The sequence below is a fragment of the Cupriavidus sp. DF5525 genome (assembly GCF_040149425.2).
Lineage (GTDB): Bacteria > Pseudomonadota > Gammaproteobacteria > Burkholderiales > Burkholderiaceae > Cupriavidus > Cupriavidus pickettii_A.
On record NZ_CP168267.1, the window covers coordinates 1,373,317 to 1,396,333 of the forward strand.

Below are 23,017 nucleotides of genomic sequence, written 5' to 3' on the forward strand. Positions count from 1 at the left end.
ACAAAAATGAAAGCCGTCTAAAATTCTTTGGTAGACCAAATGAAAGAAATAAAATTTCGCACCAAATCCGCCCGCGATGCACCAGTTCAGGCCGCGTCGCAAACGCTGCCATCCACACCCCATGTGGAATCGGCTCGATCGCGCCGACAAGGCGATCCTGCGAGCCCTGCAGCAGGACGCATCGATCTCCAACGTGGCCTTGGCCGCAAAGGTCAACCTGAGCCCGCCCGCCTGTCTGCGGCGCGTGGAACGGCTCAAGGAATTGGGGCTGATCCGCGGCATCGTGGCGCTGCTCAACCCCTCAGCGCTGGATGCGGGAATGCTTGTGATGATCGGCGTGGTGTTGGATCGCTCCACGCCAGAATCCTTCGCGCTGTTCGAGTCTGCCGCGCAAAAGGTATCCGGCTGCATGGAGTGCCATGTCGTGACCGGCGAATTCGATTACTTCATGCTGGTGCGCACAAGAGATAGCGAGAGCTTCAACCGCCTCCACGCGGAATAATTGCTCTACCTGCCGGGTGTCAGGCAGATCCGGTCGTTCATGGTGCTCAAGCAGGTGCTATCGACGACGCAGTTTCCAATCTGATGGACTTGCCGCAGCGGAGTGGCAAGTCAACGACATGTCGGTAGTCCCGCTGGCACGACCCGAGCCCGTGGTCGAAATCAAGGTCACCGCAGCCACGCGCCACGCGTAAGCCTCGCGCGTGAGCGCGAGGCCTTCCGCAACGACTGATCAAGCGGCAACGCGTTGGTCGTAGAACGGATAGTCGACATAGCCGATGTCCGTACCGCCGAAGAACGTCTCACGATCGTACGGATTCAGCGGCGCCTTGCGGCGCAGTCGTTCGGGCAGGTCAGGGTTCGAGATAAAGTCGCGGCCAAATGCAACCAGGTTGGCGTCGCCTGCCGCGATGATCGCTTCCGCGGTGTCGCCCTTGAAACCGCCTGCAGCGATGATCGTGCCGGGGTAAACCGAGCGGATCAGCTTCGCGGCCACAGGGTTCGGGTCCCTGGTGTCGTCCTCGACATTGCCCCGCACGCGCGGTTCGATCAGATGCAGGTAGGCGAGATCGAGCTTGCCCAGCTCAGTGGCAACGTAGGTGAACAGGCCTTCCGGATTGCTGTCGGCCATGTCCCCGAACGAACCGCTCGGGCCCAGGCGCACCGCAACCTTGTCGCTTCCCCAGACAGAAATCACCGCGCGTGTGGCTTCAAGCAGGACGCGCGCGCGGTTCTCGAACGAACCTCCGTAGCTGTCCGTGCGCTTGTTGCTGCCGTCCTGCAGGAACTGGTCGAACAGGTAGCCATTGGCAGCGTGCAGTTCGACGCCGTCGAATCCGGCTGCAAGGCCACGTTCAGCGGCACGCCGGAAGCTCTCAACCAGTTCCGCGATTTCCTGGGTCTCCAGTGCGCGATTCGGCGTGTTGGCAACCCAGCCCGCCTTCGTATATGCCACACCGCCGTGGGCAATCGCCGACGGGCCTACCGGCTGGCTGCCCTCTGGCTGAACTTCCGAATTCGACTGGCGACCGGCGTGGTACAGCTGCAGGAAAATCCTGCCGCCCCTTGCATGCACGGCATCGGTGACCAGACGCCAGCCCGCGATCTGACTGTCGTCATAAAGCCCGGGTGCGCCAAGGTAGCCATTGCCATTGGGCGCAGCGATGGTGGCTTCACTGATCAGCAGCGCACCGGGCGAGGTGCGCTGTGCGTAGTACTCGGCCATCAGCGGGCCGGGGATCGCACCTTCACCGGCACGCATGCGTGTCAGCGGCGCCAGCACAACACGGTGCATGAACTCGTAGGCGCCAACCTTGATCGGAGTGAACAACGTGGACATCAATAACTCCTGCTTATGATTGAATTGACGTGCGCACCATGGAGTGCGCGACAAGGACAAGGTACGAAAGGATGGGATCGCCCGACTCCGGGCGATCCCGTGATCAACCGGCAGCCATCGAGTCGTTGAACTCGTTGACCCAGGCGTGCTCGTTTGGTCCCGGATTGGCGCGCATGTCCACGGCCGGACCCACCAGGATCTCGTTGGCGTCCGTGCCCAGTTGCTCGATCGCGCCCGCGATGAATGTTTCGAGAGGTATCGCGCGCTCCTCCTCGCTGCTGTTCAACAGCTCGGTGCGGACCCATGGTGGCGCGATCTCGATGACGGAGACCTTGCTGTCGCGAAGCAGAAAGCGCTGGGACAGCGTGTATGAGTGCAAGGCCGCCTTGGTCGCGCTGTACACGGCCGTGATGGCCAGGGGCACGAAGCCAAGTACCGAGCTGACATTGGCCACGACGGCGCCTTCCCGCGTATTCAGGTGCTCGATCAGCGCCGAGGTCATGCGGATCGGCCCGAGCAGATTGGTCTCGACGGTGGAGGTCAGCAGCTCGTCGTCGACCGGGCCGGCAGCGCCATCCGGCAACATGATGCCCGCGTTGTTGATCAGCACATTGTGCCCGGGATGCTCGGCAATCAGCCTGGCGGCGACCTTCTGGATATCCGCCGGATCGGTGATGTCGAGCGCTACCGCCTGCATGCCGGGATTAGCATCGATCGTCGCTTGCAAACGCTCCGCGCGGCGGCCGGAGATGATGACCTGGTTGCCAAGCTTGTGCAGCGCTTCGGCAAGACCGCGGCCGATGCCAGAACCGCCGCCCGTGATGAATATGGTGTTACCGGTGAGTTTCATGATGACTCCGATGGAAACAAGGGGGGTGGAATCAGCGCGGAAAGCTGTTACCGAACATGGGCAGGCCGCTCTGCGAATCGGCCTCGGTGGCCTCGTCCTGCAGCACGTCCCAGTGCTCGGCGAGCACGCCGTCCGCAATGCGCAGGATGTCGGCAGCGATCCATGCCGCGGGACGCCCATGGCCTGAAAAGCGCCCGTGCACGATCACGTAATCGCCATCCGCCACGATCACGCCGGGCTCATAGCGCAAGGTCGGCGGCAGCGTCTTGATGAGGTTGAACAGGCCGTCGCGCCCCGGTGCGATATGCGCGCTGTGCTGGAGGTAGTCAGGCGACCAGAAGCGCTCGGCGGCGGCGTAGTCGCGTTGATTGAAGAGCGTGTCGAACGCTTCGAGCACGAGGGTTTTGTTCGCGGCTTCGGTGGGGGTGGTCAAGTTGATGCTCTGGACGGGTGACTTCCGATGTACTTGCCTGGCTTCTGCGAGATGGGCGCGGCCAAAACACGATGGTGATTGACATTGAGTTTTGGCGATCGGCGCCGGAAAGTCAAGGTCGATCACCATCGTGTTTGCGGGGGGCAGCTATAATTGCACTGTCAACGGCTGGGAGGAGTGAGCGATGGGCGTCTCAAAGCAGCAGGCGGAAGAGAATCGGAAGGCCATCCTTGCCGCCTCGGAAAAGCTGTTCCGCGAGCACGGAATCGATGGTGTCGGGCTGAGTGCACTAATGAAGGCCGCCGGCTTTACCCAGGGTGGCTTCTATAACCATTTCGAATCGAAGGAGGCGCTCGCCGCTGAAGTCGTGGCCACCGCGATGGACAAGGTCAACCACGACCTGAAGGAAGCCATCGCGGCGCCGATTGCACCGGGTGGCAACCGCATGAAGCGGCAGGTCGACTATTACCTGTCCGGCGTGCACTGCAGCGATATCGAGCAAGGCTGCGCCGTGGCCGGCCTCACAGCGGACGTGCGGCGGCTTGGCAATGCGGCGCAGTCGCACTTCGCAAGCGGCCTGGAGGTGATGATCGAAACCCTGACAGCGCTGGTTGCGCAACAGCGCCCCGATGCCGACCAGGATGAGGCACGCCGCGCGGCAATTGCGTTCTACAACCAAATGGTGGGGGCGCTCATGCTGTCCCGGGCGATAGCCGGCGCCGATCGCCGGCTGGCGGAAGAAATCCTGGACGCGAGCCGCAAGATGCTGATCAGTAATTTCGCGCTGGACGAGGGGCCGGCGTGAAGTGTAGGCCCAGTTTTACACTTCACGCCAGGCGCACGCCCGCGAAAGTGCGCATCACCCGGTATCTGAGCCACGACCTGTGGGAGACGGTCAAGGACGCCGTCGCGGCATGCCGGCGGAGGCGGCCCGGGAACGGCTGCACGCGGCGCGCTGCCGGTGGGTGCTGACCGTGCTCTATCTGGGCGGCTTGCGGGCGTCGGAGTTGACGGCCACCACGATGGGCGCGTTCTTCTGCCGACGCGATGTCCAGGGCATCGAGCGCTGGTGGCTGGAGGTGACCGGCAAGGGCAACAAGACCCGGCTGTTGCCGGCGACCGACGAACTGATTGCCGAACTGGCGCGCTACCGCCGCGCCCACGAATTGCCGCCTACCCCGCAGTTCGGGGAGACGCGTCCCCTGGTGCTGCCAGTGATTGGCAGCGAGGGTCGCGAGAAGCCGCTGTCACGCGGCGCGCTGCACCTGATCCTGAAAGAGGTGTTCGGCATGGCCGCGGCGCGCCTGCGGGGGCGCGGGCCGGAATGGGAGGCGCAAGCCGCGGTGCTGGCGAGCGCCTCGGCGCACTGGCTGCGCCACACCGCCGGCTCGCACATGACCGACCGACAGGTCGACCTGCGCGTTGTGCGCGACAACTTTGGGCACAGCTCGCTGTCGACGACAAGCGGCTATCTGCATAGCGAGGAGGATGCGCGCCACGAGGCCACCCAGGCGCGGCATCGGATCGGCTGGACCAGCAAGCCGTAGGCGCGCGGAGCATGCCAATCCATGGCCTTTGCACCCGGATATGAGCCGCACCTGCGGCTCAGCGCAGGATACGCGGTTGCTAAAATCGCTCCACGCGATCCACCACTAAATACAATGGGCTTCGAACAACTTGCGGCTCCTAGATCTCGCACACTCTCCTTCACGGTCGACGATTCGCCGAGGCGGGAGGCGACCATTCGATCGACACTTTACGCCAAGCAAGCGCACCTCCTACGACAACGACGCCAACAACTCTTCTGCCTGACGCGCATCCACGGTGTCTGCCCCGTCCGTGAATGCTGCCCGGATCTCGAGGAGTAATTGCCGCGCAGCGGCATCCTTGCCTTGGCGTAGCCATAGCCGCACGAGGCTCAGCACGCATTGCAACTCGATAGACTTGGCTTCGTGGCGACGTGCGAGCGCAATGGCCGTCTGGAACCGCGCCTCGGCATTCTCGTCTACGGCGGACGCGGCCGAAGTGCCCGCATTCTGGCCAGGCAACTGCAGCATCAATTCGCCTTGTAGGCGAATCAGCGTCGCTTCATCGAAGCGCTCTTCCGTCTTGCCCACTAGCGCCAGCGCGTCATCCAGGACGCGAAGCGCGGCTTCAGGCTGCTCTGCCCTGCCATAGGCGTCGGCGAGTAGTCCCAAGAGGGATGGTCGTCCCAATGCGGCACCGGTCGCTTCATGTGCGCCAAGTCCTTGGTGGATATGTGCGATGCCCTCCGCGTGGCTGCCTTGCCTGGCCAGTGCCCAACCCCTCAGGATCGTTGCCCATGCCAAGTACATTGAGAACCCCTGCTCGCTCGATAGTTGGAGCGCGGCATTGGCGAACTCCAGCGTCGCTTCAGGCTCGCCGCGTCGCTGATGCAGTTCGGCCGCAAAGATCAGGGCTAGCGCAAGGCCGAACGGGTCGGACGCATTTCTGGCCATCTCCAGTGCCTCTTCGCTTCTGGACAGCGACTGATCGGGCAAGCCCAGATACCAGAGGACCCAGCTCAGGCTGCTACGCATATGAACCGCGGGATTTCGCACATAGCGCAGCAGATGCCCGTAAGACTGTCGCTCAGGGCGGTGCAAGGTCAGCGCCTGCTCCATGTGGGTACGGGCCTGCCGGAACTCGCCCAGGCGGAATACAGTAGAGCCAAGCACGCGGTGCGCCTCTGCAAGCTGTTCCGGATCCTGTGCATCCTGCGCGAGTCCGAGCAGCCGCTCGGCCAGCGTCTGCGCCGTCTCGAGTTCGGAGCGCAACAGATAGAACGACCACAAGCCGAGCTGTGCAGAGAAGAGCTGCGAGGTTTCCCCGCCTTGCTCGCTGAGGACTAGGGCCCGGGTATAGTTCGCTTGCACCTCCGGTGAACCATAGCCTCGCACGGCCATCCAGGCCGGACCAAGGGTCAGCCGCAACGTGAGTTCCTCGCGACTGCGTTCGGGGGTATCAGGCTGGATTTTCAGGAGATTGAGGGCGGCGCTGAGATGTGTAATAGCCTCGGACTGGGCGGAGCGCTGCAGCGCCTGCTTTCCCGCCAGTTGCAGGTACTCGACCGCCTTCGGCACATTGCCGCTCTGACTGTAGTGGTGCGCCAGCTCGCTGCAATATTCGCTCAGCCTGTCGGGAAACAGCGCCTCAATAGCTTGGGCGGTACGCTCATGTAAAAAGCTTCGCTGTTCCGAGAGCAAGGAGTTGCTCGCTACCTCTTGGGTCAGCGCATGCTTGAACGCGTACTCCACCTCAGGGAAGGTGGGGCGCTCATAGATAAAATCGCCGATCTGTAGGTCAGCCAGCAGCGGGTGAAGCGATGCTTCAGACTGGCCCGTGACATGCCGGATCAAACTGGACGGGAACTCCGCGCCGATGACCGCCAGCGTCTGCAGCAGTTCCTTCTGTGGCAGCGGCAGCCGGTCAATACGCGCCGCCAACACGCCTTGCACAGTCGTCGGAATATGGAGTGCCAACGGCGCGTTCTCGACCCTGTAGTTTCCGGGCGGGCCGAGCAGCGCGTTTTCCTCGGCCAGGGTATGGACAACTTCCTCCATGAAGAACGGGTTCCCCTCGGTCTTTGACAGGATCAGCTGCTTCAGTGGCGCAAGGGACGGGTCTGCGCCCAGCAGTGCAGTAAGCAAGCCCTGCGCCTCCGTCTGGCCCAGCGGTTCCAGATGCAACTGGGTGTAGAAGGTGTGTTGAGCCCAGTCATGCCGGTACTCGGGGCGGTAGTTGACCAGCAGCAGGATCTTGGCGCGCGGCACCTCGGCGATGAGCACATTCAGGAAAGCTTCCGTCTCGCTATCCAGCCATTGGAGATCCTCGAATAGGACCATGAGCGGCTGGTTCTGGCTCTCGCGCACCAGCAAGCGCGCGATCGCCTCGAAGGTGCGCTGACGCCGGATGGCCGGATCCATCGTCGGCAATGCCGAGCCCGGCTCAACGATACCCAGCAGGTAGAGCAAGTAAGGCAGTTGATCCTCCAGGGCGCGGTCCAGAATTAGGAGTCTGCCAGTGGCCTTCTCGCGATAGCGGCGCTCGTCATCCTGTGCCGTAATCTGGAAATAGTTGCGCAGCAAGTCGATTAGCGGCAAGTAAGGAAACGCCTTGCCATGCGACACCGAGAAGGTCTCGAGCACCATGCAGCCTTGCTGCGCGCGTGCCTTGAATTCATGGAACAGGCGCGACTTGCCCACGCCCGCCTCGCCCACCACGCCGACGATCTGCCCCTGCCCTGCCCGGGCCAGTTCGAGCGCCTCGCCCAGGCGCTTCAGTTCGGCCTCGCGACCGACAAACCGGGCCAGGCCACGTTGCGCGCCCACCTGCAGCCGCGTGCGCAAGGCGCCCAGCCCGAGCACCTCATACACGGCCAGCGGCTCGCGCAGGCCCTTGATCTGTGTGCGCCCCAAGGCCTTGAACTCGAAATACCCCTCGGCCAGTTTGTGGGTCGATTCGCTCACGAGGATCGATGACGGGGTCGCGACCCCTTCCATCCGCGCGGCGATATGGATTGTGTGGCCGACCGGGTCGTAGTCCGTGCGCAAGTCATCCTTGCGGATCGAGCGCACCACCACTTCGCCGGTATGGACGCCAACCCGGATCTGTAGCGGGATGCCCTGCTCCAACCGGATCTTGTCGCTATGGTGGCGCATGGCCTGCTGCATGCGCAGCGCCGCAAACAGCGCCCGCAGCGCATGGTCCTCGTGGGCGATTGGCGCGCCAAACAGGGCGAGGATTCCGTCGCCGAGGGATTTGGCCACGTATCCCTCATAGTGATGCACGGCTTCCATCATCAGCGCCACGACCGGATCGATCAGGCTGCGGGCTTCCTCAGGGTCCAGGTCTTGGATCAATGCCGTCGAGCCGGCCATGTCCGCGAACAGGGCGGTGATGGTCTTGCGCTCGCCACCAGCCTCCCCACCCTTCGCCTCCATGGCGGCCTGCTCGGCGCGGATCCGTTCGGCCAGATGGGGCGGTGTGTAGAGAATCGGTGCCGGCAAAGGCGACACCGTGGGCGACAGGCGCGGGGAGGCTGCCGCCGTGTCCGCCAGCAGCGCGCCGCACGCGCCGCAGAATTTTTCAGTGGGACTGGATGCGTGGCCGCATTGCGAGCAGATTAGCGCAAGCCTTTGCCCGCACTCCTGGCAGAACTTGGCTGCCGAGGGGTTCTCGAACTGGCAATTTGTGCAGCGCATCTCGTCTCCCAACTGCCTGTGCCTGCCACGCAGCCATTACAGGCGCATTCCCGGCGGTTGGCAAGGCGGCGGGCAGCCGAAACTGCCCTCTAAGAAGATCATCACCGATTGGGGCGAATACGACACCCAGGATAGACAATATCCGCTGAATGGGCCGACGGTTCGAGCGTCCCCTGGTGGCACATTCGCTTCGCTCTATGGCAACCGGCTGAGCGCTGGGTGCTGGCCGGGGACAAGAAGCTCGCGCGCGGCCATCCGGACTGGCGCCCGTTTGCCGGGCCGCGCCGCTGTCACCCGGCAGCGTCCGCCAGGCGCTCGTGATCCTGAATGCATTGCTCGCCGGGTTGACGAGGCGGGCTACCTGGCCGGCAACCCGCTCGCCCGCCGCCGGCGCGCCCCCACCCAGGCGCGCATCACCCGCTATCTGAGCCACGACCTGTGGGAGACGGTCAAAGACACCGTCGCGGCAATGCCGACCGAGACGGCCCGGGAACGCCTGCATGCGGCCCGCTGCCGCTGGGTGCTGACGGTGCTCTATCTGGGCGGCTTGCGCGCCGCCGAATTGACGGCCACCACCATGGGCGCGTTTTTCTGCCGGCGCGATGCCGAAGGATCGAGCGTTGGTGGCTGGGGGTGACCGGCAAGGGCAACAAGACCCGGCTGGTGCCGGCGACCGACGAACTGATTGCCGAACTGGCGCGCTCCGCCGCGCCCACGCGTTGCCCCTGGCTCGACGCCTTTGCGCGTCGATGACTTGATCTGGAATGAGCGCGGCACTTACAACCTGCTGCCCCCGAATCCAAGGCTGGGACAGAACGGCGGCACGGTGTATCGCGCTGACACGCTCGAGGAGTTGGCCACCAAAGCGGGATTGGACCCTGCGGGCTTCGTGGCCCAGGTACAGGCGTACAACGCCGTAGTAAAGGCCGGCACGCTGTCGGACCTGGTGCCTCGCGCTCGACGCACAAGTTCCGCGCCTATCCGATCGAGAAGCGGCCGTTCTACGCATTTCCAGCCGTGGCGGGCATCACCTACACGATGGGCGGCATTGCCATCGATGCCGACGCGCGCGTGCTCAAGCCCGATGGCGACGTCTTCCCTGGACTGTACGCGGTGGGCTGCGCAACCGGTGGACTCGAAGGGGGCCCCAACAAGGGCTACGTCGGCGGTCTGGTCAAGTCCAGCGTCACAGGCCTGCGCGCGGCCGAAGCCATTCTGGCCTCTGCGTAGCCTGAAGCGGCGAAGCCGGTCCCGTCGGACCGGCCTTATTTGCGCTTGCACAAGGCGATACGTATTTCCGGAATCCGTTAAAAAGCCTTGGACGCCGGGGTGGGTCGGACCGTCCCGGGCTTTTTAACGGCTTACCTCAACACAAGCTGATCGAACAAGGCTGGCTGGGCCAAGACCACCGCTGGCCAGTGCAATGCCGTGCGGCGTGGCACCCTCACGCACCCCGCGTCGGGTGCGGGTACGGGTGGATGTATGCCGAACACATCTTGCAAGCGAACGAAGGCTGTGATCTGGATTTTTCCTCCAGACGCAGTTTGGCGAGAGTTCTGGTGAGCCGCAGATTTTTTAAGGGCAGCAACCGGGGCCGAGAGATCCGCGAACTCTGCGAGACAAGGCCCCTCTAGCTAGCCACCTCGGCAACCGCCCGATTGAACGCGCCTGGGTTGGCAATATTCATGCCGTGAGAGGCTCCGGCAATTGTCTGACGCTTAGCTTGCACGATCCATTCTTGTAGCTTCTCGACCGTGCTACGGAACATGCGCGGACTCTTTTGCCCATCGATCAGCAACGTTCGACACTGGATTTCATCGGCCGCTTCGCGTGTATAGGCGGGCAACGGGTCACGCAGCTGCTTCGGCAGTGTGAGCGCATTATCGAGCGCCATCCTGCGGAAGCTCTGGGAACTCTTGCTCCAAAAACCAGGCATGGTTACCGAGTCTACAAACAGATTCAGACCGGCATCAAATTCGCCTTGCTCAATCAGTGCAGCGGCCTTCTCTCTCAACGCATGGGTGGCCGGCGGCAATTTGCCGGCCTCTGCTTGCGGCGTTGCCTGAAGTGGGCCGCCTGGATCAGCGAGCGTGAGCGTGTTCACCAAGTGAGGGTATTCACACGCCAGATGAAACGCAATGCAACCGCCACGCGAGTGGCCGACCAGATGGACCGGCCCCAGACCTAGCGCGTCGATGAACTCCGCAATCTCCGCGACGTGCGCCTCCCAACTGAAGTCGCCGCGTCCGAACGCACTGGTTTGCGGCCAATAGTGGCCCAGGCTCGGAGCGAAACAGTGGAAGTCCTTCGACAGAGAAGCGAGCTGCGGCTCCCAATAGCGGTAGTCGCACAGCGACCCGTGCACGAATACCATTGGCTCGCCGCTCCCAGCTTCCACATATGGAACGGAGGTGCCGGAGGCAGTGGAAACAAAAGAAGGTTGTGGCCAGGCACCGGCAAGAGCCAGCGTAGTCAGGGGCGCTCGTGCATTCATGTTTAACTCCTTGCCCAGACTTTGCTGCACCGCACTCAAAAAGAAAATCGAATAATATTGATGGAATCTTTCAGATTTTCTGATAGCTCCACATGTCGCGGAGGCACACAGTCTCATGCAAGTGCGCGTCGCCCTCTTTTTTCACAAACTCGCTCAACGAGATTTTCCCCTTGGATCGGCCAGCGACCTGTGTCATGGCCCCTGGCAGAAACCGTTTCGGGCTTGTTAACGGCTTCCGGCAACAGAAACCGAAGCCGGCGAGATCGTCGGGCATGGATGTGCTAGCATTGCAGTCAATGCAAGCATGAGGCTGAGGAGGCTGTCATGGCAACGTTGACTATCCGCAACCTGGATGAAGAGGTGAAGGCACGGCTGCGGCTCCAGGCGGCACAGCACGGCCGCTCCATGGAAGAGGAGGTGCGCGAGATTTTGCGGCGCGCGCTCAGCAAACCGTCTGGCCGTGGCGGCCTGGGCAGCCGTTTGCAACAGCGCTTTGCCACGCTGGCCGATCCGGGGCTGGATCTGCCCTCGCGCGCCGAGCGACCGCGGTCCGCGGATTTGCTCGAATGATCGTGCTCGACACCAAAGTCTTGTCGGAGTTGATGCGGGGCCAGCCTAAGCCGGCCGTCGTCGACTGGCTCGATCGACAGGCACAGGATTCCCTGGTCATCACCGCCGTGACGGTTGCCGAGCTGTTGTATGGCATTGCCCGTCTGCCTGACGGGCGCCGCAAAACCGGGTTACAGGAAGCCGCGCTACAGATGCTCGACCAGGAATTCGAGGACCGGGTGCTGCCTTTCGACGAGGATGCCGCCGTGCACTACGCCGCGTTAGTGGCCCAGCGCGAACGCGCGGGCTGCCCGATTAGCATGGCGGACGCGCAGATTGCAGCCATCTGTCGGCACCACGCCGCCGCTCTGGCCACGCGCAACACAAAGGACTTCGAAGGGGTCGGCATCGTGTTGGCCAATCCCTGGCTGGATTGATACCCGCTGCCTTTGACAGGTATGGCGTTGTCACGCTGGCGAACCCCTCGAATCTGACATGGCAGGACAACGCAGGCCAAGGCTCATATGTTTCGGATCGGCCGGGAAGCGCTGCTGATTCGCAAATCCCAACATCGCCGAACTTGCGCGGCGGCAAAATTATGCTATTGCCACCGTTTCGCCGTTGTCCCACGCCCGCCGGCACGCAGATCGCTGCAGTCGACGATGTCAAGAGCCGAGTCGCTTGGGCGCATCGGTGACCAGCCCGCGGAATTGGAGGTAAGTGGAGGGGCTGCCCCCTCGCCAGGGCGCCTTCGTGCATGTGAACTCAAAAGAAATGGCGAATCGCTGCTCGGATAAGGAGTTGATTCCGATTCGAGGAGACATTGGCCGCCCCGGGGACAAATGCAACGTCAAGCACCGAGCCGGTGGAATCCCCGGCGACGCGTTGGTAGAGGGTCTGAATATAGACATCAGTCCTCTTGGAAAAAGCATAGTCAGCCATCATCCCGAACGAGTGGTAGACAGGATGCTGTTTGCCGGCCGTGGAGTCGAAGCGACCGCGCGTGTAGGTGTACATGGCACCAAGCCAGAACGCTGAGGTGAACTTGTACTTCCCGTTGACCTCGAAGTTCTGGAACCGGAGAGATGACAGCGTACCGGTTGGCGGCACAATCGGCCCTACGTAGCCTGAACTCTGCGGATCATTAACCCGAAGTTCACCAGCCGCCTGGGCGAGTTTCCCCTTTTGCGACAGGCACTTGTCGTGATTCCCGGGTTCCAGTTTCTGTCTACACGCGGATTTGCTGAAGCAATTCCAGAGCCTGCTTCTGTTTCGCGTTTGCCGTGGTGACGAGTTCGAACGTCGGCACTTCAGCGCCAGCGCTGGGTGTGCGGCAGGTGTTACGCACGATCGTGGCGAGTTCGGCCATCAAGCTCGAGAAGCTGTGCACGGGCGTGCCGTCGTCAAGTGTGTGGCGCGCCGCCTTGGCCAGCGCTGCCGCAGAGCGCACGGCAGGCGCCACCGGATCACGCGTGGCCTTGGCGGCCTGATCCGGGTCGGCGAACATCAGTTCGCGCCAAGCCTCACGCATGTGCCATTCGACGTAGTAGGCCAGCATGCACAGCAGGATATGCGCACGCACCCGATCGGCCGTGCGGTGATGGATTGGCCGCACCTTCAGGTCCACCGTTTTTAGCGAACGGAACGCGCGCTCCACGTTGGCCAGCGCCTTGTAGTTGCGCACGCACTCGGCCGAGTCCATCTGCGCCGCACTCACCGAAGTGCGGATGATGTAGAGGCCGTCGAGCGCCGCCTCGCGGGCGATGCCCTCGCTGTTGCGGCTGAACGTGAAGGCCGCGTCGTCGATACTCAGCGCAAAGTGCTTGGCCACCTTGTACTTGTCGATCACCTTGCCCACGCGCAGGCCGATCTGATCGCGCCCGGCAAGCTTGCCCGCCTGCACGCGGGCAACGATCGGCTGCAGGCACGCCTCGGTGGCCGCCAGCAACTCTTCTCGCTTGTGGGCACGTAGCCTGGCCAGTTCCGGATTGCGGCACGCCACCAGCCGCTCGCCCGGATAGTCCGGTGAACTCAGCTCCAGCAGATTGCGCTCGTCGAACAGGCCAAGCTGCAGTTGCCCTTGCTCGAGCAGCGGGCGGATCGAGGCGCTCTTGAGCGCGGTGATCCAGCCCAGGTCACCGCCTTCACGCATCTGGTCGATGGCCTTGCTGGAGATCATGCCGCGATCGCCCACCATGACCAATCGGGAGAGACCAAATTCCTCTTGCAGGCGCCGCACCTCGGGCATGAAGGTCTGGCTGTCGGCCACGTTGCCCTCATGCACCGACACCGCCACTGGGCAGCCGCGCGCATCGGTGAGCAAGCCGTAGTTGACCTGTAGCAGCCCCTTCTTGCCATCGCGGCTGTAGCCAAGCTTGGCCAGCGGGCAGGTGCTGCCCTCGAAGTAGCTGGAGCTCAGGTCATACAGCACCAGGCCACCGGCGCTCAAGTGGCGCGCGGCGAGCTTCTTCTGGATTGTGCCCTGGCGCGCGAGCAGCCAGTCCATTGCCGCGTACAGGTCGTTCTCGTTGGCCTCGGTCACGCCGAAGTCCTCCGCCAGGGTGCTGGTGTGCCACCAGCGCGTGGTGGCCAGCTTCGTGTGCGGCGCCGCGATGCGCGCGGCCACCATCGCCAGCACCAGGTCGCGCTCGCGCGAAGGCTTGGAGGCGATCAGCGAGGCAAAGCCCAGACGCTGCATGGCCGTGGCCACCGCCTGCACGTGGCCGTGAGCGCGCGAGCGTGTCACCTCGAACGCCTCGCCCAGCGGCACGAAGGTCTCGCCCTTGAGTGAGCGGCGGATGATCTCGATCAGTGCCTCGGGCAAGTGGGACAGGTTGCCCAGCGTCTCGTTCTTGACCACGCCGTCCTCGCGGTAACTGCGCCGCAACAGGTGGGTGCGATAGATCTGGTCCTTGTACTTGCGGGTCGTCGTAACGACGTGAGCGGTTCCGTTTCGTGCTGGCATAGCCAGAAGAATAGGAGAAAACCCGCCAATGTCAAGAACTTTTAGTGACTACAAAATGAGGGCATCGAACGCCCCCCGATGAGCCGATTCCTCAATCAGGAAAAGGGCTTCGCGACGCCGCAGCGGCGGCGTCACCATGGAACTTCGGATTAACGTTGGTGTTCGAGTAAGTAAATCCCACATCCACCGGACCCGCTTCGTAAATGACCCCCGCGCCGAAGATTCGCAGCTTGCTGCCCAGGAGGTTCTGGTCACCACTGTTGTTGATGGCGCCATACGACGTCGACGATGGATTGTCGGCCTGCAGGTAGGCCGTAGAAACTAGGACGCTACCGGCCTTGTACTGCGCGCCGAAGCTGAACTGCCGATTCTTCGCAAAGTTCGTATCGTCGCTGAAGCTGTACGTCCCGCCAAACTTGAAGCCGCCCAGAGCGGGACTCGTGTACTTCACGGTGTTGTTGACGCGGAAAGTGTTGATCAGGTTGTCATTGTCGTACGGGTGAGCAAACGCATATCCACCCCATGTTCCCCCGACCGACGTCTGCGCCAGGAAATCAACCACCGCGTCATACTGGCGGCCCATCGTAAGCGAGCCCAGTGCTTGGTCCGAGAGACCAATATACGCCTGACGTCCGAACAACAGACCGCCTTGAAACGCCCGGCCCGTATCCACGTCGAAGCCGTTCTCCAGCTGGAACAAGGCCTTGACGCCGCCGCCGAGGTCCTCCGTACCCTTCAGCCCCCAACGACTACCGTGCGGAAAACCACTCGCCATCTCGACTTGCCGGTGCCCGCCAACATTGTTGGTGTAGTTGATGCCCTCGTCAAGCACGCCATACAGCGTCACCGTGCTCTGTGCAGATGCGGTACCGGACATCGCCACGAGAGCAGCCACCAGCGATAAACGAACTTTCATGTCTCTCTCCTGAATCCTTGTCGCGCTCGACCGTGGCAAGAAGGCGAGCGCGTGCCAGCTGGCCAGTCGAATCTGGCCAGGCTGACCTTTTCAGTGTTGGAATTGGAGCACTGCCGCGGGCAGCGCCGGCCTACTGTTTTTGCAAGCGCTCGTCCGGTTGAGACTGTTTCGACAATGGCGACGGTCTCGTACCCTGCCCTCGTGTTGCAAACCAGCAAAGAATGGAGCCTGCGCAAACCATGGCAGCCCCCTTCCAGAAGGCAAACGAAAGCGGTGCTTGCAGCAGCGCAGCCGCCAAGGCTGCGGACAACACGGGAATGAAGTACGAGGCGCCCGCAAGGATAGTCACGTTCCCGTGCAGAATGCCGACATTCCATGCGGCGTAGCCGAATCCCATGGCTGCCGCCGCCATCGCGAGGTAGAAAATCCCGTGGTAGGTAACCTCTATCCCGCCGCTTTCTGTCGTGAAGTACTTCAGCCACAACGCCAGCGCCGTCAGCGCGAAAAACAGCGTGATGCCATTTTTCCCACCAGCCATCCTGGTTGTCACGGTGCAATAGGCCGCCCAGATCAGCGCACCAGAAAATGCCAGCCCATAGCTGAGGGGATTGGTCTTGATGTTCTCGACCATGCCAACGATGTCCAGCCCCTGATCTCCGCCCAGTACCAGGCAGATGCCGAGAATCGCTACAGCGAAGCCTGGCACGATCAGCCAATTGGACTTCTGTTTGTTGAACGCAATGGCGGCCAGCATCGTGAAGCTCGGCCAGAGATAGTTGACCATCCCGACCTCGATGGCTTGTCTACCGCTGTTTGCATAGCCGATAGACAGCGACAGGCAAAGCTCGTACGCAACGAAAAGGATGCTGCCCCAGAACAGATATCGCCCGGAGAATTGCCGGACCTTTGTGATTCCGACAGTGAAAGACAGCAATATGGCGCCGACTGTATAGATGAGAGCAGCACCGCCGGTAGCGCCGAAGCTTTCACTCACGCCACGAATCAAACCAACAATCGAGCTCCATAGCAGAACTGCGATCAGCCCAATCAACGTTGCTTTTCTCTTACCTTGCATGACAGCACTTACAGTTGTTCATCGAACGAGAACGCAACATCTGCTTCCTCGACGAGGATAGTTGACGACTGATTAACAAGTCTCGACCAGTATTGCGCCCTGGTTGCCCAGCGTGGCGTCGAGGGCAGCGCCATGGCATTGATCCATAACGCCCTCCTCCGACTGCCGCCACCTACTATGCCGGCACATCGATCCAGATGGCTTTCATCTCGGTGTATTGGTCATGAGCCCAAATCGACTTGTCCCGCCCGCCGAATCCCGACTCCTTGTAGCCGCCAAAAGGCGTGGTGATATCGCCTTCCCCAAAACAGTTCACCGTTACAACGCCGGCGCGGATTTCCCGCGACAGTCGAATGGCACTGTTCAGATTGCTCGTGTAGACCGAGGCAGCCAGGCCGTAGACCGAATCGTTCGCCAGCGCAATGGCTTCCTCAGTGCTGTCAAACGTCGTCACAGACAGGATCGGCCCGAAGATTTCCTCCTTGAACAGGCGACTATCCTTGCCCACGCCATCCACCACCGTCGGCTCGACGAAGTTTCCTGCTTGCGTACTTCCGCCAAATGCAACAGACAGATTTTCGTCTGCAGCCTGCTCGATGTAGGAGCGAACCTTCTCGAAGTGCGCTTCGCTTACCAGCGAACCGATGCGGAATTCCGGATCGAGCGGATTGCCCATCTTCCATTCGCGCATATGAACGCCAATGCGGGTCAGCAGTTCGTCCTTGATATCGGCATGAACAATCAGGCGCGAGGAAGCCGAGCAGTTCTCGCCCATGTTCCAGAACGCACCGTTGACGACATGCTGTGCCACGACATCGATGTCCTCGATGTCCTTCATCACGACCGCGGGATTCTTCCCCCCGCATTCGAGAACAATGCGCTTCAGGTTCGATTCTGCGGCGTACTTGAGGAAGAGCCGGCCGGTGGCCGTCGAACCCGTAAAGCTGACCATGGAAACGTCCATGTGCATGCCCAACGGTTCCCCTACTTCCTTCCCACCGCCTGGCAGGACGTTGAACACGCCTGCAGGGACGCCAGCCTCATAGGCGAGCTCTGCCACCCGAAGGGCCGTCAACGTGGTTTCCTTGGCCGGTTTGACAACAATGGAGCATCCGGCCGCCAGGGAAGGACCAATCTTCCAGGCGAGCATCAGCAGCGGAAAATTCCACGGCAAAACGAGACCGACTACGCCAATAGGTTCGCGCACGACCAGTGACAGCGCATTCGAACCGACAGGCGCCGTGCTGTCATAGATCTTGTCGATGAGTTCGGCATGCCACCGGACGGTATGGATGGTCTCCGGGACGTCGGTGTTCTGGCACTCTCGGATCGGCTTACCACTGTCCAGGCTTTCCATGACCGCCAATTCGTGCGCGTGCGCCTCGAGCAGGTCGGCGAACCGCAGCAGCACGGCCTTGCGCTCGCCCGGCGAGCGGCGGTGCCAGCGACCATCCTCGAACGCAGCCTTGGCCTTCGCTACAGCGATGTCGACGTCGCGCGCATCGCAGGCGGAGATTTCCGTCAGGACTTCTCCGGTTGCCGGATTGGTGGTCTGGAACGTTTTACCCGACACCGAACGAACAAAGGCTCCGTCGACAAATGCCTGCGTCGGCAATTTCAACTTCTCCGCCAGCGCGGCATATTCGGAAGCAGTGAGAAGTTTTGCCATCAGAACTTCTCCCCGACGATCGCGGCGACTTGCCGCTTGAGTTCGACGACGATTGCCTGCAGCCGGCGCTTCTCGGCATCATCGAGGTCCTGCAGCGGGGCCCTCACCCCACCCGGGCGCAGGCCTGTCAGCGCGCAGCCATGCTTGATCGACTGCACGAATTTTCCACCTTCCAGGAAGTCCATGAGCGGCATCAGGGCAGACATGATGCGGCGCCCCTTGTCGAAGTTCTTTTCAATTACACAGGCTTCGTACAACGCAATATGCTCACGGGAAATGAAGTTCGAGCCGGCGCAAACCCAGCTGCTCGCGCCCCAGGCAAAGAACTCCAGAGCCTGGTCGTCCCAGCCGCACGAGATATCGATGTCGTGGAACTCCGTAGCCAGCATGTGCAGTTGCGACGTCTGGCCGGAGCTTTCCTTGATGGCCACAAAGTTCTTCGACGCAGACGTAACGGTACGGAAGTACTCGCGCCCCATCGACACGCTCATTCGCCCGGGGTAGTTGTAGAGCATGATGGGCAAACCCGCGGCTTTGTCGATAGCGAGTGCGTGGGCGGCATTCTCCGCTTCGGTAGGCAGCGCATAGGGCGGCGAGCCAACGAGAATGGCGTCGGCCTTGATGGCCTTGGCTGCGGTGGCGTATTGAATCGACTCTTCCGTACGCACAGCACCGGTCCCGACGATGAGTTGGGCCCGCGAACCGATGACCTCCTTGGCGTGCGCGGCGAGCGCCAGGCGCTCTTCCGTCGTGTGCGCATAGTACTCGCCCGTCGAGCCGGCAACGATGATGCCGTGCACGCCTGCCTCGATCAGCGATTCCAGCACTTCTGCGTAGGCAGTATGGTCGATATTGCCTTCCGAAGTCAGCGGCGCGATAGCCGGGGTGTAGATGCCTTGAAATTTCATGGTTGCTCCGTAAAACGGGAAGATGTGTGATGGAATGTTCGGACTAGCGGCTCAGGGAGGCGGCTTCCTGAAGACTCAGCGAGCGGGTCTCGGGAGCAAGTGCCACGGACACGAGCAAGCCAACCAGCGTGACGCCTGCAGCGGCGTACATCGTGAAGCCGATGCCGTAGCTTTGCAGCGCGATGGGTACCAGCCAGGTCCCGATGGCGGCGCCGATCCGAGACAGCGATGCCCCCAAACCTACGGCGGCGGAACGGATTTCAGTGGGGAAGAGTTCGTTGGGATAGACCAGTTGCAGCACCTGCGCTCCGCCAATGAAGACGGCGTAGGCACCGAACAGGACCAGCACGAGCATTTCCGTGCCATCGGAGAAGGCTCCGAGCCCCAGCAGTGCCAGACCGGACCACAGGAAGCTGTGAATCAGCATGCTGCGCCGGCCGATGACATTGATGAGCTTCGTAGCGATATAGCAGCCGACAACGAAGAGCATGGTGATGGCGACTGATCCGTAGGAAGCCCAGGCACCTTTGAGATGCAGCGCTGCCAGCACCGTCGGTGCGAATGCATACACCGCAAACACCGGAATCACGGAGCAGCTCCAGAAGACTGAAACGAAGAGCATGCGTTTGCCGTATCCGGAATGCAGCAGACTGAGAAGAGGTACTTTTTTCTCCGCGGGCTGCTCGGGAAGGTTCTTCAGCGAGAACGAGGACCCATAGACCTTCTTGATGACCCGCTCCGCCTCCGCAGTACGGCCCTTGCTGAGGAGCCAGCGCGGCGACTCAGGTGTACCGAGGCGAACCAAGAGCAGGACAACCCCAATGGCCGCCGGGCTAGCCAGGACCAGGCGCCAGGCGTCGGCTCGACCGGTATCCAGAAGCGCATTACCGACAACGTAAGCCAACGCCGCCCCTGCGAACCACAGGATAGTCAGCATGGCTAGCCGTGGACCGCGATACTTTTTGGGCATGAACTCCACCAGCAGGGAGCCGGCGACGGGATATTCGAATCCCACGCCAATCCCAATTAGGAACCGGAGCGCGAAAAGCTCGATGCCGGAACTCGCCCAGAATTGCGCCAACGAGCACAGGACGAAAATCGTCGGGCCGAAGAAATACAGCTTCTGGCGTCCAAGGCGACCGGTCAGAAGCCCGCCGAGAAAGCCACCGAAGAAGATGCCGATGAGCGCCGACGCCGCAATCATGCCCTGCCAGAAACTTGTCAATTCCAGGGCGGCGGCCAGCGGCACCATGGCGACACCAATGATGCTCAGCACGTAGCCGTCCAGGACCCAACCACCGCCTGAGCGCACGCAGAGCAACTGATGAAAAGCATTGAGAGGAACGTCCTCGACCGACTGATGATTCGCCACGCTTTGTCTCCTGCTAGTGCCCGGAAATCGCGTTGCGCGCGAATCCGAGTCTCGTCAATGAAATAACTGGTTATCCGGTTCCATGAACCGAACGCTATGCGGCTTGGTTTCAAGCCTAGTGAGCCTGGTGCTAGACCTCCCTCCCTGCTCGATGCTGGCCGAGCCAAAGATTGGCGTTCACCCCCAAGGAAAGGAGTGGCTCGGGAGGGTTCTTGTTAGGTTTCGGTGAGGCAAGAAGGAAGTCGATCAGCGGGTCTCGCTTCCCAGCCAGGTGGTCAGCCAGCAGCTTGCCCGTTACGGTTCCGCGGGTCACTCCCAGACCGTTGCAGCAGAGCGCGCCATAGACATTCGGGGCGAGCTGGCCAAAGTGGCCCATGTGATTGCGCGACATCGCCAGTGAACCGCCCCACGTGTACTCAAATGCGACATCCGGCAGCATCGGAAAGCGCCGTTCAAACGAAGTCCGATGGCATTGGACAAACCGGTCCAGGTACTCCTGTTTGCTACGCCCGTCGCGATTGAAGCTGAAGCTGTTGCGGACCAGGATGCGGTTGTCGTGGGTGCGGCGCAGCGTGGTCCCGAACGGGTCGGCAGGAATCAGCCCCCAGAATTCCTTCCCCCCCAGGCGTTCCTGCTCGGCCGTCGTCAGCGGACGGGTAAGGCTGGCGTAGGTGAAGATAGGCAGCATCGTGCCCTGCAAGAAGCCGAAGCGCTGGCCAAAAGCATTGTTTGCGAGCACCAGTGTGTCAGCAATGACGCGGCCATTCGCATGGGACAGAGCGATCTTGTCGCCGTACCCCACGTCCGTGATGGGCGTGTGTTCGTACAGGCTGACATTCGGAGGCAGGCAGTTCGCCAGTCCTTTCACCAGCGCCGACGGCTGGACGAGCGCCGTTCCCGGTGTGAACAAGGCCTTCTTGTAGAACGAAATCCCAATGTGGTCGGGCAAGTCTGCGCCCTCGATCATTTCGTAGGGCTGACCCAGCTTGTCCAGGCCTCGGCGATACGCGTCCAACACCGCGATACCCCTGTCTTCGACCGCTGCCTGGTACTTGCCGGACGGCCGGAGATGGCAATCGATCTGGAATTCCTCGACCAGCGACTTCAGGATCTTCTGCCCAGTCAGATTGAGGCTCAGGCTCTTCTGCGCGGTTGCGATGTCGCCGATGTAGTCGTCAGCCCCAATGTCGTGGGGCAGGTCAATTGCAAAGCCTGCGTTTCGTCCGGACGCGCCATATCCGACTTCTTGCGCTTCCACCAGGACGATTTCGTCGTGCGGGAAGTTGAGGGCCAGCTGCCGGGCCGACGCGAGCCCCGTGAACCCTGCACCGACCACCACCCATCGCGCCTCGGTCGTCCCCGTATGGGACGGCATGGGCTTGCGCGGAGGGCTCAAATGAAACCAACCGCAGGTCGAATCGTCGGCTGGAAGGGCTGTAACTCGCATGGTCTTTCGTCTCGCTCGGATCGCCTTGATGCCCGTCAGACATCCTATCGGCGTTGTGTCTATCATTTGTAGACAGAGAATAGTTCAACGATAGACCAACTCATATCCGGGTTTACGCGCGCAATCTCGTCTCAAATAGTGATGCATTAGCTACTAATTAGATGGATTGCCGGTGAATGCGTGAGGCAGCAGGCAGGTAGCGAAAAGGGCAGCAAGCGCGGCCGGCCACACGGGAGGGACACGGAAGCGGCGTATGGGCCGGGCCGGGCCGCCGCCTCGAATTTGGGTCAGGAGTTGGGCGTCACCCGAACAACCCCGGATTTTTTATATACTGTCTACGATTGATAGACATTGAGCCTCGAATGCCCAAGATCCGAGAACCCTCAGAAGGCGACCCGCAAACGGCGGATAGCTCTGTTGACCGTAAAGCGCTCCTAAGCGAAGCGCTGCGGCGGCGCATTGTCAGCATGGAGCTGGCGCCCGGCGCCGTTGTGGACGAACTGGCACTAAGCGAGGAATTCGGACTATCCAGGCCGCCGGTACGCGAACTCATGCGGCAGATGGCGGCCGAGGGATACATTGAGCTCGAAGCCAATCGGGCTGCTCGCGTGTCCTCGATGAACCATCAGTCGCTGCGGAATTTCTTTCTCGCTGCACCGCTGATCTACGTTGCGACAACGCAGCTCGCGGCCTCAAATGCCACGGCCAAGGAAATCGACGAGCTGAAAGCTATCCAGGCCAAGTTCCGCGAAGCCATTGAGAACAACGATGTCGACAATCGCGTCTTATTCAACGACCAGTTTCACCTGCAGATCGGGAAGATGGCGCACAACCCCTATCTGATGCCCAGCTTGCGCCGCGTCCTGATAGACCACGCCCGGCTGGGGAAACTCTTCTATCGGCATCCAACTTCGACAGACCTGCACCCGGAGATGAACAAGGCTGCGGACCAGCATGACGAAATCATCAGCGCCATCGAACGACATGATGCCGGGGCAGCGGGGGAAATCGTGCGAGCTCATATGGATTTGTCGCGCCGACGAATGACTGAATATGTCGCACCGCCCGCCATGGACGTACCGTTGACGGTCTAGCTCAGGTGTAGTGCTGTTGCAGATCGCCATTTCCGCCAATGGCGGTCACAATTCCCGCCAGTATCGAGATCTGAACGCTTTTACCTACCCGTTGCGCTGACGCTTGCTAATCGCACGTGAGCACCGCAGTGAGGTGGCGGCAGAACCGTAGCGTGCATGGCGGGAGCGTATTCAGTCTAT

The 23,017-nt window shown here is 61.6% G+C and carries 16 protein-coding genes and 5 pseudogenes; 8 read left to right on the top strand and 13 right to left on the bottom strand.

Annotated features, from left to right (window positions below; all coding sequences use genetic code 11):
- The first annotated feature begins 76 nt into the window (after positions 1–76).
- Positions 77–586, top strand: a pseudogene (locus ABNX08_RS40920) (Lrp/AsnC family transcriptional regulator).
- A 147-nt stretch (positions 587–733) separates the two neighbouring features.
- Here ABNX08_RS40920 and ABNX08_RS40925 read toward each other — a convergent pair.
- The 3 genes from ABNX08_RS40925 to ABNX08_RS40935 form a co-directional block, all read right to left on the bottom strand.
- Positions 734–1,840, bottom strand: a complete 1,107-nt coding sequence (locus tag ABNX08_RS40925; RefSeq protein WP_349608735.1) for an alkene reductase — start codon at positions 1,838–1,840, stop codon at positions 734–736.
- A gap of 103 nt (positions 1,841–1,943) precedes the next feature.
- A complete protein-coding gene (locus tag ABNX08_RS40930) occupies positions 1,944–2,690 on the bottom strand; it encodes an SDR family NAD(P)-dependent oxidoreductase (RefSeq protein ID WP_349608727.1) in 747 nt (248 codons plus the stop codon).
- Between the two features lie 31 nt (positions 2,691–2,721).
- Positions 2,722–3,252, bottom strand: coding sequence for a nuclear transport factor 2 family protein (locus ABNX08_RS40935; RefSeq protein WP_349608725.1), 531 nt, complete (start codon positions 3,250–3,252; stop codon positions 2,722–2,724).
- Positions 3,253–3,307: 55 nt separating this feature from the next.
- Between ABNX08_RS40935 and ABNX08_RS40940 the strand changes: the two genes are divergently transcribed.
- Both ABNX08_RS40940 and ABNX08_RS40945 read left to right on the top strand, forming a co-directional pair.
- On the top strand, positions 3,308–3,928 hold the full coding sequence (locus ABNX08_RS40940; protein ID WP_022540423.1) for a TetR/AcrR family transcriptional regulator: 621 nt from the start codon (positions 3,308–3,310) through the stop codon (positions 3,926–3,928).
- Positions 3,929–3,957: 29 nt separating this feature from the next.
- Positions 3,958–4,670, top strand: a pseudogene (locus tag ABNX08_RS40945) (tyrosine-type recombinase/integrase); the annotation flags it as partial.
- 231 nt (positions 4,671–4,901) lie between these two features.
- On the opposite strand, the gene ABNX08_RS40950 reads toward ABNX08_RS40945, so the two are convergent.
- Positions 4,902–8,348 carry an adenylate/guanylate cyclase domain-containing protein gene (locus ABNX08_RS40950; RefSeq protein ID WP_374063757.1) on the bottom strand — a complete coding sequence of 1,149 codons (3,447 nt, stop codon included), beginning with the start codon at positions 8,346–8,348 and terminating at the stop codon, positions 4,902–4,904.
- 201 nt (positions 8,349–8,549) lie between these two features.
- Here ABNX08_RS40950 and ABNX08_RS40955 point away from each other — a divergent pair.
- Both ABNX08_RS40955 and ABNX08_RS40960 read left to right on the top strand, forming a co-directional pair.
- Positions 8,550–9,073: pseudogene (locus ABNX08_RS40955) on the top strand (integrase); the annotation flags it as partial.
- 259 nt (positions 9,074–9,332) lie between these two features.
- A complete protein-coding gene (locus tag ABNX08_RS40960; protein WP_374063825.1) occupies positions 9,333–9,578 on the top strand; it encodes an FAD-binding protein in 246 nt (81 codons plus the stop codon).
- 400 nt (positions 9,579–9,978) lie between these two features.
- On the opposite strand, the gene ABNX08_RS40965 is transcribed toward ABNX08_RS40960, so the two are convergent.
- Positions 9,979–10,842: an alpha/beta hydrolase gene (locus ABNX08_RS40965; RefSeq protein WP_349607441.1), complete on the bottom strand. Its 864-nt coding sequence runs from the start codon at positions 10,840–10,842 to the stop codon at positions 9,979–9,981.
- Between the two features lie 324 nt (positions 10,843–11,166).
- On the opposite strand from ABNX08_RS40965, the gene ABNX08_RS40970 reads away from it, so the two are divergent.
- Together ABNX08_RS40970 and ABNX08_RS40975 are read left to right on the top strand one after the other, a co-directional pair.
- Positions 11,167–11,412: an Arc family DNA-binding protein gene (locus ABNX08_RS40970; protein WP_349607439.1), complete on the top strand. Its 246-nt coding sequence runs from the start codon at positions 11,167–11,169 to the stop codon at positions 11,410–11,412.
- Positions 11,409–11,828, top strand: coding sequence for a type II toxin-antitoxin system VapC family toxin (locus tag ABNX08_RS40975; protein ID WP_349607437.1), 420 nt, complete (start codon positions 11,409–11,411; stop codon positions 11,826–11,828). Before ABNX08_RS40970 ends, ABNX08_RS40975 begins: the two co-directional genes overlap by 4 nt.
- Before the next feature lie 328 nt (positions 11,829–12,156).
- On the opposite strand, the pseudogene ABNX08_RS40980 reads toward ABNX08_RS40975, so the two are convergent.
- From ABNX08_RS40980 to ABNX08_RS41015, 8 genes and pseudogenes are all read right to left on the bottom strand, one after another.
- Positions 12,157–12,549: pseudogene (locus ABNX08_RS40980) on the bottom strand (porin); the annotation flags it as partial.
- Positions 12,550–12,619: 70 nt separating this feature from the next.
- Positions 12,620–14,356 (bottom strand): IS1634 family transposase, encoded by a 1,737-nt coding sequence (locus ABNX08_RS40985; protein WP_022534593.1) that lies wholly within the window; start codon positions 14,354–14,356, stop codon positions 12,620–12,622.
- A gap of 151 nt (positions 14,357–14,507) precedes the next feature.
- Positions 14,508–15,272, bottom strand: a pseudogene (locus ABNX08_RS40990) (porin); the annotation flags it as partial.
- Between the two features lie 130 nt (positions 15,273–15,402).
- Entirely contained in the window at positions 15,403–16,347 is a 945-nt protein-coding gene (yddG, locus tag ABNX08_RS40995) for an aromatic amino acid DMT transporter YddG (protein WP_349608745.1), read from the bottom strand.
- Positions 16,348–16,522: 175 nt separating this feature from the next.
- Positions 16,523–18,016 (bottom strand): aldehyde dehydrogenase, encoded by a 1,494-nt coding sequence (locus tag ABNX08_RS41000; protein ID WP_349608743.1) that lies wholly within the window; start codon positions 18,014–18,016, stop codon positions 16,523–16,525.
- Positions 18,016–18,924 carry a dihydrodipicolinate synthase family protein gene (locus ABNX08_RS41005; protein ID WP_349608741.1) on the bottom strand — a complete coding sequence of 303 codons (909 nt, stop codon included), beginning with the start codon at positions 18,922–18,924 and terminating at the stop codon, positions 18,016–18,018. The genes ABNX08_RS41000 and ABNX08_RS41005 overlap by 1 nt, the downstream gene beginning before the upstream one ends.
- A 43-nt stretch (positions 18,925–18,967) precedes the next feature.
- Positions 18,968–20,296: an MFS transporter gene (locus tag ABNX08_RS41010; RefSeq protein ID WP_022540438.1), complete on the bottom strand. Its 1,329-nt coding sequence runs from the start codon at positions 20,294–20,296 to the stop codon at positions 18,968–18,970.
- Positions 20,297–20,426: 130 nt separating this feature from the next.
- Complete coding sequence (locus ABNX08_RS41015) at positions 20,427–21,743, bottom strand: FAD-binding oxidoreductase (RefSeq protein ID WP_349608739.1); 1,317 nt, start codon at positions 21,741–21,743, stop codon at positions 20,427–20,429.
- A 362-nt stretch (positions 21,744–22,105) separates the two neighbouring features.
- Here ABNX08_RS41015 and ABNX08_RS41020 point away from each other — a divergent pair, with 362 nt between their 5' ends.
- A complete protein-coding gene (locus tag ABNX08_RS41020) occupies positions 22,106–22,837 on the top strand; it encodes a GntR family transcriptional regulator (protein WP_022540440.1) in 732 nt (243 codons plus the stop codon).
- The last annotated feature ends 180 nt before the right edge of the window (positions 22,838–23,017 follow it).

Bases quoted from the DNA above. Each gene is read 5' to 3' on its own strand.
- ABNX08_RS40925 (WP_349608735.1), bottom strand. From the start codon at position 1,840: ATGTCCACGTTGTTCACTCCGATCAAGGTTGGCGCCTACGAGTTCATG.
- ABNX08_RS40930 (WP_349608727.1), bottom strand. From the start codon at position 2,690: ATGAAACTCACCGGTAACACCATATTCATCACGGGCGGCGGTTCTGGC.
- ABNX08_RS40935 (WP_349608725.1), bottom strand. From the start codon at position 3,252: ATGGTGATCGACCTTGACTTTCCGGCGCCGATCGCCAAAACTCAATGT.
- ABNX08_RS40940 (WP_022540423.1), top strand. From the start codon at position 3,308: ATGGGCGTCTCAAAGCAGCAGGCGGAAGAGAATCGGAAGGCCATCCTT.
- ABNX08_RS40950 (WP_374063757.1), bottom strand. From the start codon at position 8,348: ATGCGCTGCACAAATTGCCAGTTCGAGAACCCCTCGGCAGCCAAGTTC.
- ABNX08_RS40965 (WP_349607441.1), bottom strand. From the start codon at position 10,842: ATGAATGCACGAGCGCCCCTGACTACGCTGGCTCTTGCCGGTGCCTGG.
- ABNX08_RS40970 (WP_349607439.1), top strand. From the start codon at position 11,167: ATGGCAACGTTGACTATCCGCAACCTGGATGAAGAGGTGAAGGCACGG.
- ABNX08_RS40975 (WP_349607437.1), top strand. From the start codon at position 11,409: ATGATCGTGCTCGACACCAAAGTCTTGTCGGAGTTGATGCGGGGCCAG.
- ABNX08_RS40985 (WP_022534593.1), bottom strand. From the start codon at position 14,356: ATGCCAGCACGAAACGGAACCGCTCACGTCGTTACGACGACCCGCAAG.
- yddG (WP_349608745.1), bottom strand. From the start codon at position 16,347: ATGCAAGGTAAGAGAAAAGCAACGTTGATTGGGCTGATCGCAGTTCTG.
- ABNX08_RS41000 (WP_349608743.1), bottom strand. From the start codon at position 18,016: ATGGCAAAACTTCTCACTGCTTCCGAATATGCCGCGCTGGCGGAGAAG.
- ABNX08_RS41005 (WP_349608741.1), bottom strand. From the start codon at position 18,924: ATGAAATTTCAAGGCATCTACACCCCGGCTATCGCGCCGCTGACTTCG.
- ABNX08_RS41015 (WP_349608739.1), bottom strand. From the start codon at position 21,743: ATGCGAGTTACAGCCCTTCCAGCCGACGATTCGACCTGCGGTTGGTTT.
- ABNX08_RS41020 (WP_022540440.1), top strand. From the start codon at position 22,106: ATGCCCAAGATCCGAGAACCCTCAGAAGGCGACCCGCAAACGGCGGAT.